This is a genomic window from Aurantimonas sp. 22II-16-19i (genome assembly GCF_002088275.1).
Taxonomy (GTDB): Bacteria; Pseudomonadota; Alphaproteobacteria; order Rhizobiales; family Rhizobiaceae; genus Jiella.
Map to the genome: position 1 here is coordinate 72869 of NZ_AQQS01000017.1, position 12731 is coordinate 85599.

Sequence of the window (12731 nt, forward strand, 5' to 3'; positions counted from 1 at the left end):
GTCTATCTCTTGGGTGCCACCACGAGAGTGCTTCGGTCTCCGGAGCCACAACGGTTGAGCGCGCCTAAGCCCTTCCGCCGTGTCGTGAAAAGCGGGGTGCCTTGCCGGGCGCCCCGCTTAGTGTTTATGCGGCATCCTCCATCAGCAGCGGTCTCACTTCGTTCGTGCCGACGAATTGCGAAAGAAGCCGATAGTTGTGCATCTCATGACGGATGCGCCCGGCGACGATAGCAGGGTGCACATCAGCCTTCCGCGCCAGTGAGAGGACATTCTGAACGCTCGGACTGAAACGAGCCGGATGCTCTTCCCAGAGCTTTGACGGAATCAACGCCTCCTGCGCCCACTCGTCAGCTTCGCGTTCGCGCTCATCATCGCGCTCATGGTTGCGCTCGCGAAGCTGAAGATCGTCAATGAAAATCTCGCCGTTTTCGTCTGAGAAATGACGACCAATGTGCGCAAGTTCATGCAGGAGGCAGAACCAAAAGTTATCGAGGCGGTCGTAACGGATTGTCATTCCGACGACGGGCACCTTGTCGACTGTCCACATTGCCGCGCCGTCGAGATAGGTCTTTGGCAGGTGCGCTGCGACGACAAGGGCGATCCCGTGCTTTGCGAGTTTCTCTTGTGCGAGTTTCGGGCCTTCGTCGAAAGTACTTAGCCGAGCGATCTCTCGCATGAAATCGCGGTCGATAGTCGAGGTCTTGTAGACCCCCGCAAGCCCTGCACGGCGTGCCACGCAGAGGATATGGAGGCACCACGCTTGCAAGGCATGCACGTCCGACTTCGCGTTCGCGCGAGCGCCGCCACCTTGGCGAAAAAGTGCCTTTGGTAGAGCGCTCGGTCCACCGGCGCACGCAATCAGCTCACGCACGATTTCCTCCGTGCGATCCTTGAAGTCTGCCTTCGTCTTGATCCAACCTCGCTTCACCATTTCCGCGATCGGGAAGTGATTGAGATCAATACCGGTTGGAGCCTTTGGCAGGCTTCCCCCATCCCGGATCAGCACTTCAGCGGGGATGCCCAGATGCTCATGCAGTGCGCGGATCATCTTCAGAGTCAGATCACGCTTGCCGCTCAAAATCTCCGAAGTCTTGGCTCGGCTTCCGAAGATCGGAGCAAGGTCACTTTGGCTCATCCCAAGCTGCTGCATGCGGAATTTGATTGCTTCTAAGGGATCGGGCGCATCCATTGTAAAATGCCGATCTTCGTACACCTCGACGAGAGTCGCGAGCACGTCGAGTTCGTCATCCTCCGCGGGAGACCGCCCCATATCCATGAGAGCTTCAACGCGGGCGAGAGCGGCTGCGTAGTCCTGCTCAGAATGAATTGGACGAATACGATGTTCGCTCATCATTACACTTCCTCCGCGTTAATCTTGTCATACTCCTTGTGTGTCCCTAGAAAACGGACAAGCCCTATTCCCTTCTCATAATCGAACCTCAAGATCAGGCGATATTTGTTGCCGCAGATGTTGAAGACCACACGCCCACCTTTAAGAATGCTCGCGTTGCGGTATTGGGCCTTGATGTCCGCTGGCGTTTTCCATTTTGCCCGCCTTGCCTCTGCCCACCAAACGTCGAGCTGCACTTTCGCATCTGGAAAGCGCTCCCCGAAAGCAATCAGCTTGGGCCGGGCGATGATTTTCATGCCACAGACTTATACAGCGATCTCTCGACGTGTCAACGCTAAACGGTCCCTGATAGGGATCATTTAGCATCTGACGGCCTCTCGCAGTCCCACGGTTGCGATCGCATAATCGGGAGGTTCGTAGGGCGCCGAGAAACTTAGCTTCCGGTTGGCGGCAATGATGTCGGACTCTCGCAGCCACTGGATCACTGTTGCTAGTTGATTCACGATCATCAACTTTCTGTTGGCTACAGCTCCAAAGCTGCTAGTCCCCTTTCGCCCCTAATGCGCCCTCTCCGGGTCTGGTTCGCTCAAACTGAAGATCATCCGGAACGCCGCGCCGCCGCCGCCGGGCTCCACGCGAAACGTTCCTCGCATGCGTCGCATGGCGGTTTCGCAGATCGAGAGGCCCAGCCCGCTTCCGGAGCGCGTGTCGTCGTTGCCCCGGACGAAGCGGGCGAAGTTCGAGCGGGGAAAGCCGTGGGGCAGGCCCGGACCGGTATCGGCGACCAGAAGCGTTCCGTCGTCGGAGAGGGACACGGTGACGGTGCTGCCGATCGGCGTGTGCTTGCGGACGTTTTCCAGGAGGTTGCGCAGGATCAGGGCGATGAGTGTCGGGTCGCCGACGATCCGGACGGTCGAGTCGAGGCCGTCTGCCTCGATCGACCAGCCGGCGGAGACCAGCCGCGGGGCCGCCTCCTGCAGGATCTGGGCGACGGTTTCTCCGAGCTGGAGCGACTGAAGGGAGAACACCGTGCTGCCATCCAGCCGGGCGATCTGCAGCAGCTGCTCGATGAGGCGGGCCATGGCATCGATGTCTCGCATGGCCGCATCCCGGTCGGGATCGGAGGCGAGGCTTTCCAGTCGTAATTTCAGGTCGGCCAGCGGCGTCCGCAGCTCATGGGCGGCATGGATGGAGAAATCGCGTTGCGCGACGGCACCGGTCCTGATGCTGTCCAGGGCATGGTTGACGGCGGCAATCAGCGGCTGCACCTCCGCAGGGGCCGATGAGCCGGCCAGCCGCTGATGCCCCAGATTGTCGAAGGTGATCCGTTCCGCCTGCGCCGCCACGCGTCTCAGTCCGCGGAGGCTGACGCGAACGATGGTCACTGCCGTGATCACCATGACGACGAGCATGGCCAGCGCCGCCCAGCCCAGCTCTTCGAGAGACTGGGCAAAGAACGTGTTGGTCAAGGCGGTGACATCCGAGCGCGGTCGCGCCAGCCGGAGCCATACCCCGAACTCCGGCACGTAGAGTTCGGCGATCAGGACAGGGCCGGCGCCGTCGAGCGTCGGTCCGCTGGAAAGGACGGGGTCCGGGCCTGCTGGTCCGGGGCGGCCGGCGGGAGCGTTGGCGTTCGAGCGATCCAGCACCGTCCCTGCCGCATCCGTGACGGCGTAGCCGTAGACGGGGCGTGGGCCCGACAGGAGCCCGGTATAAGGCGGGTCGATCTCCAGGGACGACTCGGCCGGGCGGTCGAGGACGACCGTGCCGCCCGGATCGCGCCGCAGCAATCGCGCCCATTCCTCGACCTGCGAGGACAAGCCGCGCTCTTCGATCGCGAACTGGCCGCGGGTGAATTCCATGGAGAGGATCGTGCCGGCACCGATGAGGGTCAGCGCGGACATCACGGTCACGACGACCGCGAGCCTCACATCGAGGCGATAGACCCGTCTCACGGTCGGGTCTCGCTCAGAATGTAGCCGAGGCCCCGCAGCGCCTTGAGCTCGACCGTCGCCCCGGCGTCGACAAGCTTTTTGCGAAGCCGGTGCACCAGCGTCTCGACCGCATTGTCCGACCAGTCCTGGTGAAGCGCATAGACATGCTCGCCGAGCATCCGCTTCGGCGTCACGCGGTCGCCGGCCCGGATCAGCTTGTCGAGGGCGGCATGTTCCTGGGCGGTCAGCCTGACGTCCCGATCGGCCACGGTCAGGCTCGTGCCGTGAGGGGCGTAGAGGAGATTGCCGATCCGGAACTCGGCCGCCGTGATGTCCGCGGAGCGGCGTCGCAGCGCCCGCAGCCGTGCCAGCAGCTCTTCGGTCGCGAACGGCTTCACCAGATAATCGTCGGCCCCCGCATCCAGTCCGGCCACCCGGTCCCCGATCTCGTCCCGGGCGGTGAGCATCAATGTCGGCGTCCGCAGGCCGGCGGCACGGGCCGACCTGACGAGCGCCCGCCCGTCGCCATCGTCGAGCATGACGTCGACGATGCAGAGGTCGTAGGCCGTCATCTTCCAGGCCGCCTCGGCGTCCGCGACGGTCGCGAAGACATCGACCGCATGGCCGGCCTCGGTCAGCCGTCGCCCCAGGGCCTCGCACAGCAGGCGATCATTCTCGACGACCAGAATCCGCACCGCGTGTCTCCATACGCTTCCGTTGGCTGGTCGACGGGACGCTCTCACCGTGCTGACGGGCCGTGCGCGATCCGACGAAGTCGCCCGGGCTTCCGGGATGATGTCGCTCGTCCGTTCGAGCGCCGCGAGCCTCCCAATTTCCTGTCAGCCGGAGCCTGCCCGGTCAATCTTTCTCCGCGGGCTCTCTCCACGGGTTCACGGCGCGTTCGGCTGCAAGTGTTCTGCAAGTTACCCCGCGCATGCGCCGGGGCCATGAGCGAATCCCAGTCCATCCCCGTTTCATCTGGCGCGCAATCGGACCGTCTGATCGTCGCGTTCCTGATCGGCATCGTGGCGACCAGCCTGTTCTTCTGGTTCTTCCCGCAAGTCGATCTGGTTGTCAGCCGCTGGTTTTACAGCTCCGGTGACGGCTTCGGCTTGTCCGGAAATCCAACCCTGCAATGGCTCCGTGGCAGTTCTCCCTGGGTTTTGGCCGGGGTTGTTCTGGTTCTCCTGGCGCGCATTCTCCGGGATGCCATCCGCGGTGCCTCGACCTGGCCCCGGCTGCGCAAGCCGATCTGGCTGCTGTCCGGACTGGCTCTTGGTCCGGGCCTCGTGGTGAACGGCCTCCTGAAGGAGTTCTGGGGCCGGCCGAGGCCAGTCCAGGTCGACGTCTTCGGAGGGGACGCAGTTTATCAATCCGTCTGGGTCGTCAGCAATTGGTGCGATCGAAACTGTTCGTTCGTGAGCGGAGAGGCTTCCTCGTCAGCCTGGCTGGTCGCTGCGGCGCTCGTGACGCCTCCGCCCGTCAGGCTGGCTGCGACAGCAACGGCTCTTCTCTATGCGGGGTCCTTATCGCTGAACCGGATCGTCTTCGGCGGACATTTCCTTTCGGACGTCATCCTCGCCTGGCTGATCTGCGGATTGATCTTCGCCATCCTCTATCGCCTCATTCCAGAGACTGCTGAGCGGTTTCGCTCGCGCCGTGACAGGGCCTGAGCACAGCCGTCAGGGGCGAGCCGATCTGCCGGGTTCCTCCGATCCCCCGTCGACAGATCGCGAACATGCCGCTCGCCTGTGGGAGGCGTCCCGCAGGCCGCACTCGCCGTCGTTTCGAGACGTCTCGGAAGGGGCCGGGGCCGGCCCGTCACGGGGTCTTCGGCCAGCCCGCCATCGCGGCCTCGGCGATCCCCATCAGCTTGGCGCGTCCCGCGCCGTCCTTGGCGAGGGTCGACATGCCCTGGACCACGGCAAACACATGGCCTGCCAGCATCTCGGCGTCCGAGCCGGACGGCAGAAGGCCCTCGCTTATGTCTCGCGCGATCCGGGCGCTGAGCGCCGCCTCGATGCCCCGGCGGATCCCGGCCAGCGCCTCGCGCACGGCGTCGGCCTCCGCGGAACTGGTGACCAGGGAACTGGCGAGGAGGCAGCCGGGCGGCGTGTCGGTGCCGGTGTCGCCGAGCGCTGCGGCCACCAGCAGGTCGCGTGCCGCATCATGGGCGCTCACGGCGTCCGCGATGCTCCGTTCGACGGCTTCGAGGCCCCCGAGATAGCGATGGACCGCCTCCAGGAACAGGCGCCGCTTGTCGCCGAAGGCGGCGTAGAGGCTGGGCGGCGTGATGCCCATCGCCCGTGTCAGGTCGGCGACGGAGGTCGCCTCGTAGCCGTGGCGCCAGAACAAATGCATGGCGGTGACGAGAGCCGCGTCCCGGTCGAAGGAGAGCGGCCGTCCCGTGCGGCGTGCGGGCGGGGCGGGCGAGGGTTTCATAGCGTTCGATATAGAACGCTTGACCCTGCCGATCAAGCCGACTAGACCGCTTCCATAGCGATCACTAGGAAACGATTTCATGTCGATGAGCACCTACCGCACGCTCGGCCGATCCGGCCTTGTCGTCAGTCCGCTGTCTCTCGGGACGATGACCTTCGGCGTCGGTCGGTGGGGCATGGAGCGCCCCGATGCGGAGGCGGTCTTCGACGCCTATGTCGAGGCCGGCGGCAATCTCGTCGACACGGCCGACGTCTATGCGGGAGGCCGCAGCGAGGAGATGCTCGGCGCCATCATCGCCGATCGCGGGCTCCGCGACAGCCTCGTCGTTGCGACCAAGTGCGGCTTTTCCGCCGGTAAGGGCCCGCATGCCGGCGGCAACGGCGCCAAGCATGTGCATGCCGCGCTGGAAGGCTCGCTGCGCCGGCTCGGCACCGATTACGTCGACCTCTACTGGGTGCATGTGTGGGACACGGTGACGCCTGCCGAGGAACTGCTGGAGACGATGGCGGGTCTCGTGAGGGCGGGCAGGATCCGCTATTGGGGGCTCTCCAATGCGCCGGCCTGGTATGTGGCGAAGATCGCGACGCTCGCCTCGGTCCACGCGATGCCGGGGCCGATCGCTCTCCAGTATTTCTACTCGCTCGTCAGCCGCGAGGTGGAGGCCGAGCACCTGCCGCTCGCATGCGACATGGGCCTCGGGATGATGCCCTGGAGCCCGCTGGCTTACGGCCTGCTGACGGGCAAATACGACCGCGCCACGGTGGAAGCGGGCGCGCCGCGCGCCGGCGGCCTTCCGAGCGACGCCGGGACCGGCGAGTCCCGCCCGGAGGGCGACAAGCGTCTCGACGGCAACAATCCCTTCGGCGACACGCTCTTCACGGAGCGCAACTGGCGGATCGTCGATGCGCTTCGCGGCGTCGCCGACGCGATCGGCGAGACGCCGGCGCGGGTGGCGCTGGCCTGGGTGCTCTCGAGGCCCGGCGTCGACACGGCCCTGATGGGTGTCAGCCGTGTCTCGCAGGTCCATGACAATGTCGCGGCGAGCGAGCTTCGCCTGCCGCAAGAGCAGATCGCGGTGCTCGACGCGGCCAGCAGCCCGGAAAGGGCGATGATGTACGGCCTCTTCACGCCGCCCGCCCGCCAGAGCCTCGTCTTTGGCGGGGCGGCCGTCGCCGACCGCAGATAGGGCTGTCCGGACGCGTCTGCGCAGGGAAGACGTCCCGGCGCCATCCGGTTCCGGTCTGCACCCCCGCCCGACGAAGGTTCGTCAGTCCTCCGGCAGCGCGTAGGCGATGTAATAGTCGCCGACCGGCGTCTCCATGAAATGATGCCCGCCGGCCTGGATGACGAGGTACTGGCGCCCGTCCGCTTCGTAGACGATCGGGTTGGCCTGGCCACCGGCGGGCAGGACGTCGGACCAGAGCGTCTCGCCGGTTTCCTCGTCGATGGCGCGGATGAGGTTGTCGGTGGCGGCGGCGATGAAGATCACGCCGCCCCTGGTGACCACCGAGCCGCCATTGTTGGGGGTGCCGATGGTCAGCGGCAGGTAGGAGGGGATGCCGAAGGGGCCGTTGCGGCGGGCGGTGCCGAGCGGGCGGTCCCAGAGGGTCTCGCCGGTGGCAAGGTCGATCGCCCGGATGCCGCCCAGCGGCGGCTGCTTGCAGGGGATGCCGGTGAAGGGCGCCCGCCAGCCGGCATTGACGTCGATGGCGTAGGGCGCGCCCGCCTGGGCGTCGCCGGCGCCCTCGGCATTCGAGCCGGAATCCTCGCCCGACTGCTTCTCGTCGATGGGCTTGAGGTTGCGCTCGTTCGCCTCCTCGCGGGGGATCAGCCGGTTGTAGTTGGGCACGTCGTTGTAGTTGGCGACGATGATGCCCTTCTCGGTATCCACGGCGACGCTGCCCCAGTCCGAGCCGCCATTGTAGCCGGGATATTGGATCCAGCGGCGGTCGGCCGTCGGATGGGTGTAGACGCCGTTATAGGCCGCCTTGCGGAAGGCGATGCGGCAGAACAGCTGGTCGAGGGGCGTGACGCCCCACATGTCGGCCTCGGTGAGATCGGGCATCAGCAGCGAGTGGTAGCCGGAGGTCGGCTGCGTCTGCGCATAGGCATCGCCCTCGACGCCGCCCTCCGGCGTGTCGATCGCCTCGATCGGGACCAGCGGCTCGCCGGTGGCGCGGTCGAGGATGTAGATGTCGCCCTGTTTCGACGGCAGGAGGATCGCCGGGGTGGTGCCGTCGCCATCGGCGTTCGGGAAGTCGATCAGCGTCGCCTGGCTGCCGAGGTCGTAGTCCCAGACGTCGTAGCGCACGGTCTGGAAGTGCCAGACGGGCTTGCCGGTGGTGACGTCGATGGCGACCAGCGAGGTCGCCCACTCGTTCTCGGCCGCCGACCGGTTGCCGCCGTAATAATCGACGGAGGAGTTGCCCATCGGCAGGTAGACGTAGCCGAGCTCCTCGTCGCCGGTCGCCTGAGTCCACATGTTGGGGGTGCCGCGGGTGTAGGTCTCGCCCTCGGGGGGCAGGCCGGTGAGGTCCGGATTGCCGAGATCCCACGCGAAGGCGAGCTCGCCGGTCTCGGCGTCGTAGCCGCGGATGACGCCGGAGGGTGCGTCCTCGGCCTGGCCGTCCTTGACCTGCGCCCCGGTGACGGCGATGCCGCGCACGATCGTCGGCGGCGCGGTGACGGCGTACCAGCCGGGCACCTTCTCGCCGATGCCCTGCCAGAGATCGACCTGGCCGTTCTCGCCGAAATCGGCGCAGGGCTCGCCGGTCGCAGCGTCGACAGCGATCAGCCGGGCGTCGAGGGTGCCCTCGATGATGCGGGCGGCGCAGGCCTGCCCCTCCGGGGCGTCCGGCACCTCGTAATAGGCGACGCCGCGGCAGGACGCGCCATAGGGGATCGCGTCGGCGGAGACATTGGGATCGTAGCGCCAGCGCTCCTCGCCGGTGGCGGCGTCGACCGCGGAGAGGATGTTCATCGCCGAGCAGATGTAGAGGCTGTCGCCGATCTTCAGGGGCGTGCCCTCGGGGGAATACTTGTTCTTGGTCGCCTCGGTCGGCATGTCGCCGGTGCGGTAGGTCCAGACTTTTTCCATCTCGCCGACATTCGCGGGGGTGATCTGGTCGAGGGGCGAGAAGCGGGTGGCGTTCGGGCCGCCGCCCCAGAACGGCCAGTCGGAGCCCAGCTGGCGCTGCTCGGCGGGTTCGGAATCGGCAAGGGAGGGGGCGGCGCCTCGGGTTTCGGCGGCAGCTTCGGCGGGCTGGCCGGCGGCGGGGGCTGTCGGCGTCGCCGCCGGGGCTTGCGCGTTACTGCCGCCGGGCGCCTCGCTGCCGCCGGGCGCTTCGGCATCGCCGGCAGGCGCTTCGGCATCGCCGGCAGGCGCCGGCAGGATGGTGGTGCCGTCGTCGGCGGGCGTGTCCTGCGTCGCCGGGGCCTGCTGCGCCCAGGCGCTCGAGGGCGCTGCGGCAAGCGACAGGATCGCGGCAAGGGCGGTCGCCGAACCGGAACGGGGGAAGCGTCGGGTCATGGTCGTCTCCTGCAGGGGCGTTTCCGGGACGTCGGGCCGTTCAGCGGGCGGTCGGGATGATGGTCTCGCCGGAACCGCGCCTCGCGGCCGGGGTCCGGTCGGGCGATCTGGTGGTGCGGTCGGGATGGCGGGGGCCGGAGGGGGCGGCGTGGCGCCTTCCGCCGTTCCGCAGGACCGGGATCGTGGCGAGGACGAGGACGAGGATGACGGTCGGCGCCACCAGCCGCGGCACCTGCGCCCACCAGTCGAAGCCCTTTTCCCAGAAGGCCCAGACCAGCGTGAAGACGAAGGTCGCCAGATAGACCCAGACCGCCGCCATCGAGGCTTTGACGAGGAACCAGGCGGTCACGAGAAGGCCGATGCCGGCGAAGAGATAGTACCAGGAGCCGCCGAGCCAGATGAGATAGGCGCCGCCGCCGAAGATCGGCAGTCCGAAGAGGACGAGGACGATGGCGAGGACCACCACCGCCCAGTAGCCCCAGCTGCGACTGTTCGTGCCTGCGGTGTCGGTCATGGCGCCGTCCCTCCGGGTCGCGATCGATATCGCGTTGAATTTGCTTGCCTGCCCCTCGACATAGGCCCGAGGCCGAGGCCAGCAACCCGATCCATCACGTCTTCGGGAGGAGGTCCGTTGGCTGGCTGACGAATTCCGGCGGCTCGATCCGGCGGGCGGTGCGTCACATCGCCGGCGGGTGACGCGGACCGATCGGCTTGTCGGCCGCGAAGGGCGGCCGAGAGTCCAGGCGGGACCGGGTACGCCGAATGATTGCGGCAGCGGCAGGCTGGCGGGGAAGCTCCGGATCGGCCAGCCGGGCGAGGCGGCGCCGGCCGATGTCCCTCCCGCAAACGCCGACGGCTCCTATGTCACCGGCCAGACGATCCATGGGAACGGGGGATGATCATCAATGGCTGAGGCGGACACAGCGGTGGCGACGATCGACATGCCGGCGCACCGGCACTGGCTGGTGGCCGAGGGCCAGAGGCTCCTCGACTTCTCCAAGGCCTCGCGGCTGCCGTCCGGCGGGTTCTGCGGCCTCGATGCCACCGGCGAGCGGCCGGAGGGGGCGGTGGCCGACACCATCATCACCGCCCGCATGACCTATTCCTACGCGCTCGCCGCCATGCAGGGCCTGCCGGGATCGGTGCCGCTGGTCGACCACGGGCTGGCGGCGCTGTCCGGCCTGCTCTGCGACGATGCCCATGGCGGCTGGCACGAACAGGACCCGGGCTCGCCCTCCGGCGGCGGGCGCAAGAAGGCCTATGTGCAGGCCTTCGTGGCGCTGGCGGCGTCGGCGGCGACGATGCTTGGCCGGCCCGACGCCGGCGAATTGTTGAAATCGGTCGAGGCGGTGATCGTGGACCGCTTCTGGGCCGAGGACGAAGGTGCAATGCGCGAGAGCTTCGCGGCCGACTGGAGCGACGCGGAGGACTATCGCGGCGCCAATGCCAACATGCATGCGCTGGAGGCCTTCCTGGCGGTGTTCGACGCGACGGGCGACGCGGTCTGGCTCGACCGGTCGGTGCGCATCGCCGATCGCTTCGCCAACCGGCTGGCGCGCGAGCGCCGCTTCGTCATCCCCGAACATTTCACCAGCGACTGGACGCTGCTTGCGGACTTCCACCGCGACCAGCCGGACCACGCCTTCCGCCCCTATGGGACGACCCCCGGCCATTCGCTGGAATGGTCGCATCTCTGCCTGAAGCTCGAGGCCGGTCTGACCGCCGCCGGTCGCTCGGCGCCGGCATGGCTGGTCGAATGCGCCCGGGAGCTCTTTGCCGGCGGAGTGCGCGACGGCTGGAACCGGGACGGGGCGAGCGGGCTCGTCTACACCATCGGCTGGGCGGGCGAGGTGTCGGTGCCCAATACCGCGCACTGGACGCTGGCCGAGGGCATCACCGCGGCGGCGCTATTGTTCCGGCGGACCGGCGAGGCGGACTATGCCGACTGGTACGCGCGCTTGTGGGACTACGTCGATCTCGCCCTCATCGACCGGCGGGGTGGCAGCTGGTGGAACGAGGTGGACCGCGACAACCGGCCCTCGGAACGCATCTACACCGGCAAGCCGGATCTCTATCATGCCTACCAGCCGACGCTGACGCCGCGCCTGCCGATCGCCGCCTCGATTCCCGGCGCCCTGGCGCGGGGCGAACTTCAGGGGTGAGGCGCGTTCTCGCCGAGGTTCCGGCCCCGGCAAGTTCGGCCCCGGCGAGCCGGCGGGCCGCGGCGGCGGCCGGTTGAAACGGATGCGCGCCCCATCCGTTGGCCATCCGAGACGAGCGGCCCCCCAGGCGGGCCGACCACAGATCAGTCACCGGCCCTTCGGACAGGCCTCGAAGGCAGAGCCTTCCCGGCATGTCCGACCGGCAAGAGGAGCAATCCCATGCAATACGCCCGCTTCGGCAATTCCGGCATGATGGTCTCGACCTTCGTGCTCGGCACCGTGACCTTCGGCGGCACCAACGGCTTCGAGAAGACCGGCAATGTCGGCGTTAAGGACGCGAAGCGCTTCATCGACATCGCCCGGGAGGCCGGGGTCAACGCCATCGACACGGCCAACATCTATTCGAAGGGCGACAGCGAGAAGGTCGTCGGCGAGGCGGTGAAGGGCCGGCGGAACGAGCTTCTGATCTTCTCGAAGGTCCGCACGACGATGGGCGAGGGCCCCAACATGGCCGGCGCCTCGCGGGCCCACATCATGGGCCAGATCGACGACAGCCTGAAGCGGCTGCAGACCGACTGGATCGACCATTACTGGATCCACCAGTGGGACGGCGTCACCCCGGTGGAGGAGACCGTCGCGGTGATGGACGACCTGATCCGGGCGGGCAAGATCCGCTCCTGGGGCGTCTCCAACTATGGCGGCTGGCAGGTGGCCAAGACCGTGATGACGGCAAAGCTCCTCGGCGCGACGCCGCCGGTCGCCCACCAGCTGAACTATACGCCGGAGGCCCGCGAGGTCGAATACGAGATCATTCCGGCCGGCCGCGACCTCGGCGTCGCGACGCAGGTCTGGAGCCCGCTCGGGGAGGGGCTCCTCACCGGCAAGATCGACCGGAACAACGGCCCGCAACCGGGCACCCGCCAGGGCAACGACTGGCCGGAGCCGCACATCGTCGACACCGAGCGGCTCTACCGGGTGATCGACGTCCTGAAGGAGGTCTCGAACGAGGTCGGCCGCAGCGTGCCGCAGGTGGTGCTGGCCTGGCTGCGCGAGCGGCCGGGCGTCCACTCCATCGCGGTCGGCGCGCGGACGGAGGACCATCTTCGCGACAATCTCGGCTCGATCGACCTCACCTTGTCCGAAGAGCAGGCGAAGCGCATCGAGCGGGCCGGCCGGCCGCCGGCGATCGTGCCGCTGTGGCACCGGGCGATGAACGGCATGGACCGGGTCAGCGAGGCCGAGCGGGAGTATCTGGAGGGTTACCGCGAGACGATGGGGCTCGGGTGAGGCGACAAGCTGCGATCGAGGCGGTG

Annotated in this window: 11 protein-coding genes; 4 read left to right on the forward strand and 7 right to left on the reverse strand. The window is 67.3% G+C overall.

Translation table 11 applies throughout. The annotated features are described in order from the left end of the window. Positions 1 to 124: 124 nt before the first annotated feature. From ATO4_RS28800 to ATO4_RS14695, 4 genes are all read right to left on the reverse strand, one after another. The gene (locus ATO4_RS28800; protein ID WP_176222997.1) at positions 125 to 1351 is read right to left on the reverse strand and encodes an ImmA/IrrE family metallo-endopeptidase; all 1227 of its coding nucleotides are present in this window, start codon (positions 1349 to 1351) and stop codon (positions 125 to 127) included. A 2-nt stretch (positions 1352 to 1353) separates the two neighbouring features. Further along, on the reverse strand, positions 1354 to 1647 hold the full coding sequence (locus tag ATO4_RS14685; protein WP_083592282.1) for a type II toxin-antitoxin system HigB family toxin: 294 nt from the start codon (positions 1645 to 1647) through the stop codon (positions 1354 to 1356). 261 nt (positions 1648 to 1908) lie between these two features. After that, entirely contained in the window at positions 1909 to 3306 is a 1398-nt protein-coding gene (locus ATO4_RS14690; RefSeq protein WP_083592283.1) for a HAMP domain-containing sensor histidine kinase, read from the reverse strand. Beyond that, a complete protein-coding gene (locus ATO4_RS14695; protein WP_176222998.1) occupies positions 3303 to 3980 on the reverse strand; it encodes a response regulator transcription factor in 678 nt (225 codons plus the stop codon). The genes ATO4_RS14690 and ATO4_RS14695 overlap by 4 nt, the downstream gene beginning before the upstream one ends. A 252-nt stretch (positions 3981 to 4232) precedes the next feature. Between ATO4_RS14695 and ATO4_RS14700 the strand changes: the two genes are divergently transcribed. After that, positions 4233 to 4958, forward strand: a complete 726-nt coding sequence (locus ATO4_RS14700; RefSeq protein WP_176222999.1) for a phosphatase PAP2 family protein — start codon at positions 4233 to 4235, stop codon at positions 4956 to 4958. Positions 4959 to 5106: 148 nt separating this feature from the next. Here ATO4_RS14700 and ATO4_RS14705 read toward each other — a convergent pair whose 3' ends face one another. After that, positions 5107 to 5727, reverse strand: coding sequence for a TetR/AcrR family transcriptional regulator (locus ATO4_RS14705; RefSeq protein ID WP_083592285.1), 621 nt, complete (start codon positions 5725 to 5727; stop codon positions 5107 to 5109). Between the two features lie 79 nt (positions 5728 to 5806). On the opposite strand from ATO4_RS14705, the gene ATO4_RS14710 reads away from it, so the two are divergent. Continuing rightward, complete coding sequence (locus tag ATO4_RS14710) at positions 5807 to 6913, forward strand: aldo/keto reductase (RefSeq protein WP_083592286.1); 1107 nt, start codon at positions 5807 to 5809, stop codon at positions 6911 to 6913. Positions 6914 to 6994: 81 nt separating this feature from the next. Here ATO4_RS14710 and ATO4_RS14715 read toward each other — a convergent pair whose 3' ends face one another. Both ATO4_RS14715 and ATO4_RS14720 read right to left on the reverse strand, forming a co-directional pair. Continuing rightward, positions 6995 to 9256, reverse strand: coding sequence for a pyrroloquinoline quinone-dependent dehydrogenase (locus tag ATO4_RS14715; protein WP_083592287.1), 2262 nt, complete (start codon positions 9254 to 9256; stop codon positions 6995 to 6997). 40 nt (positions 9257 to 9296) lie between these two features. Then, a complete protein-coding gene (locus tag ATO4_RS14720; RefSeq protein WP_210191079.1) occupies positions 9297 to 9770 on the reverse strand; it encodes a hypothetical protein in 474 nt (157 codons plus the stop codon). 391 nt (positions 9771 to 10161) lie between these two features. Between ATO4_RS14720 and ATO4_RS14730 the strand changes: the two genes are divergently transcribed. Both ATO4_RS14730 and ATO4_RS14735 read left to right on the forward strand, forming a co-directional pair. Beyond that, positions 10162 to 11418, forward strand: coding sequence for an AGE family epimerase/isomerase (locus ATO4_RS14730; protein WP_083592289.1), 1257 nt, complete (start codon positions 10162 to 10164; stop codon positions 11416 to 11418). Between the two features lie 219 nt (positions 11419 to 11637). Beyond that, positions 11638 to 12705, forward strand: a complete 1068-nt coding sequence (locus ATO4_RS14735; protein WP_083592290.1) for an aldo/keto reductase — start codon at positions 11638 to 11640, stop codon at positions 12703 to 12705. The last annotated feature ends 26 nt before the right edge of the window (positions 12706 to 12731 follow it).

Excerpts from the sequence above, each read along its gene's own strand:
- ATO4_RS28800 (WP_176222997.1), bottom strand. The coding sequence starts at position 1,351 with ATGAGCGAACATCGTATTCGTCCAATTCATTCTGAGCAGGACTACGCA.
- ATO4_RS14685 (WP_083592282.1), bottom strand. The coding sequence starts at position 1,647 with ATGAAAATCATCGCCCGGCCCAAGCTGATTGCTTTCGGGGAGCGCTTT.
- ATO4_RS14700 (WP_176222999.1), top strand. The coding sequence starts at position 4,233 with ATGAGCGAATCCCAGTCCATCCCCGTTTCATCTGGCGCGCAATCGGAC.
- ATO4_RS14705 (WP_083592285.1), bottom strand. The coding sequence starts at position 5,727 with ATGAAACCCTCGCCCGCCCCGCCCGCACGCCGCACGGGACGGCCGCTC.
- ATO4_RS14710 (WP_083592286.1), top strand. The coding sequence starts at position 5,807 with ATGTCGATGAGCACCTACCGCACGCTCGGCCGATCCGGCCTTGTCGTC.
- ATO4_RS14715 (WP_083592287.1), bottom strand. The coding sequence starts at position 9,256 with ATGACCCGACGCTTCCCCCGTTCCGGTTCGGCGACCGCCCTTGCCGCG.
- ATO4_RS14720 (WP_210191079.1), bottom strand. The coding sequence starts at position 9,770 with ATGACCGACACCGCAGGCACGAACAGTCGCAGCTGGGGCTACTGGGCG.
- ATO4_RS14730 (WP_083592289.1), top strand. The coding sequence starts at position 10,162 with ATGGCTGAGGCGGACACAGCGGTGGCGACGATCGACATGCCGGCGCAC.
- ATO4_RS14735 (WP_083592290.1), top strand. The coding sequence starts at position 11,638 with ATGCAATACGCCCGCTTCGGCAATTCCGGCATGATGGTCTCGACCTTC.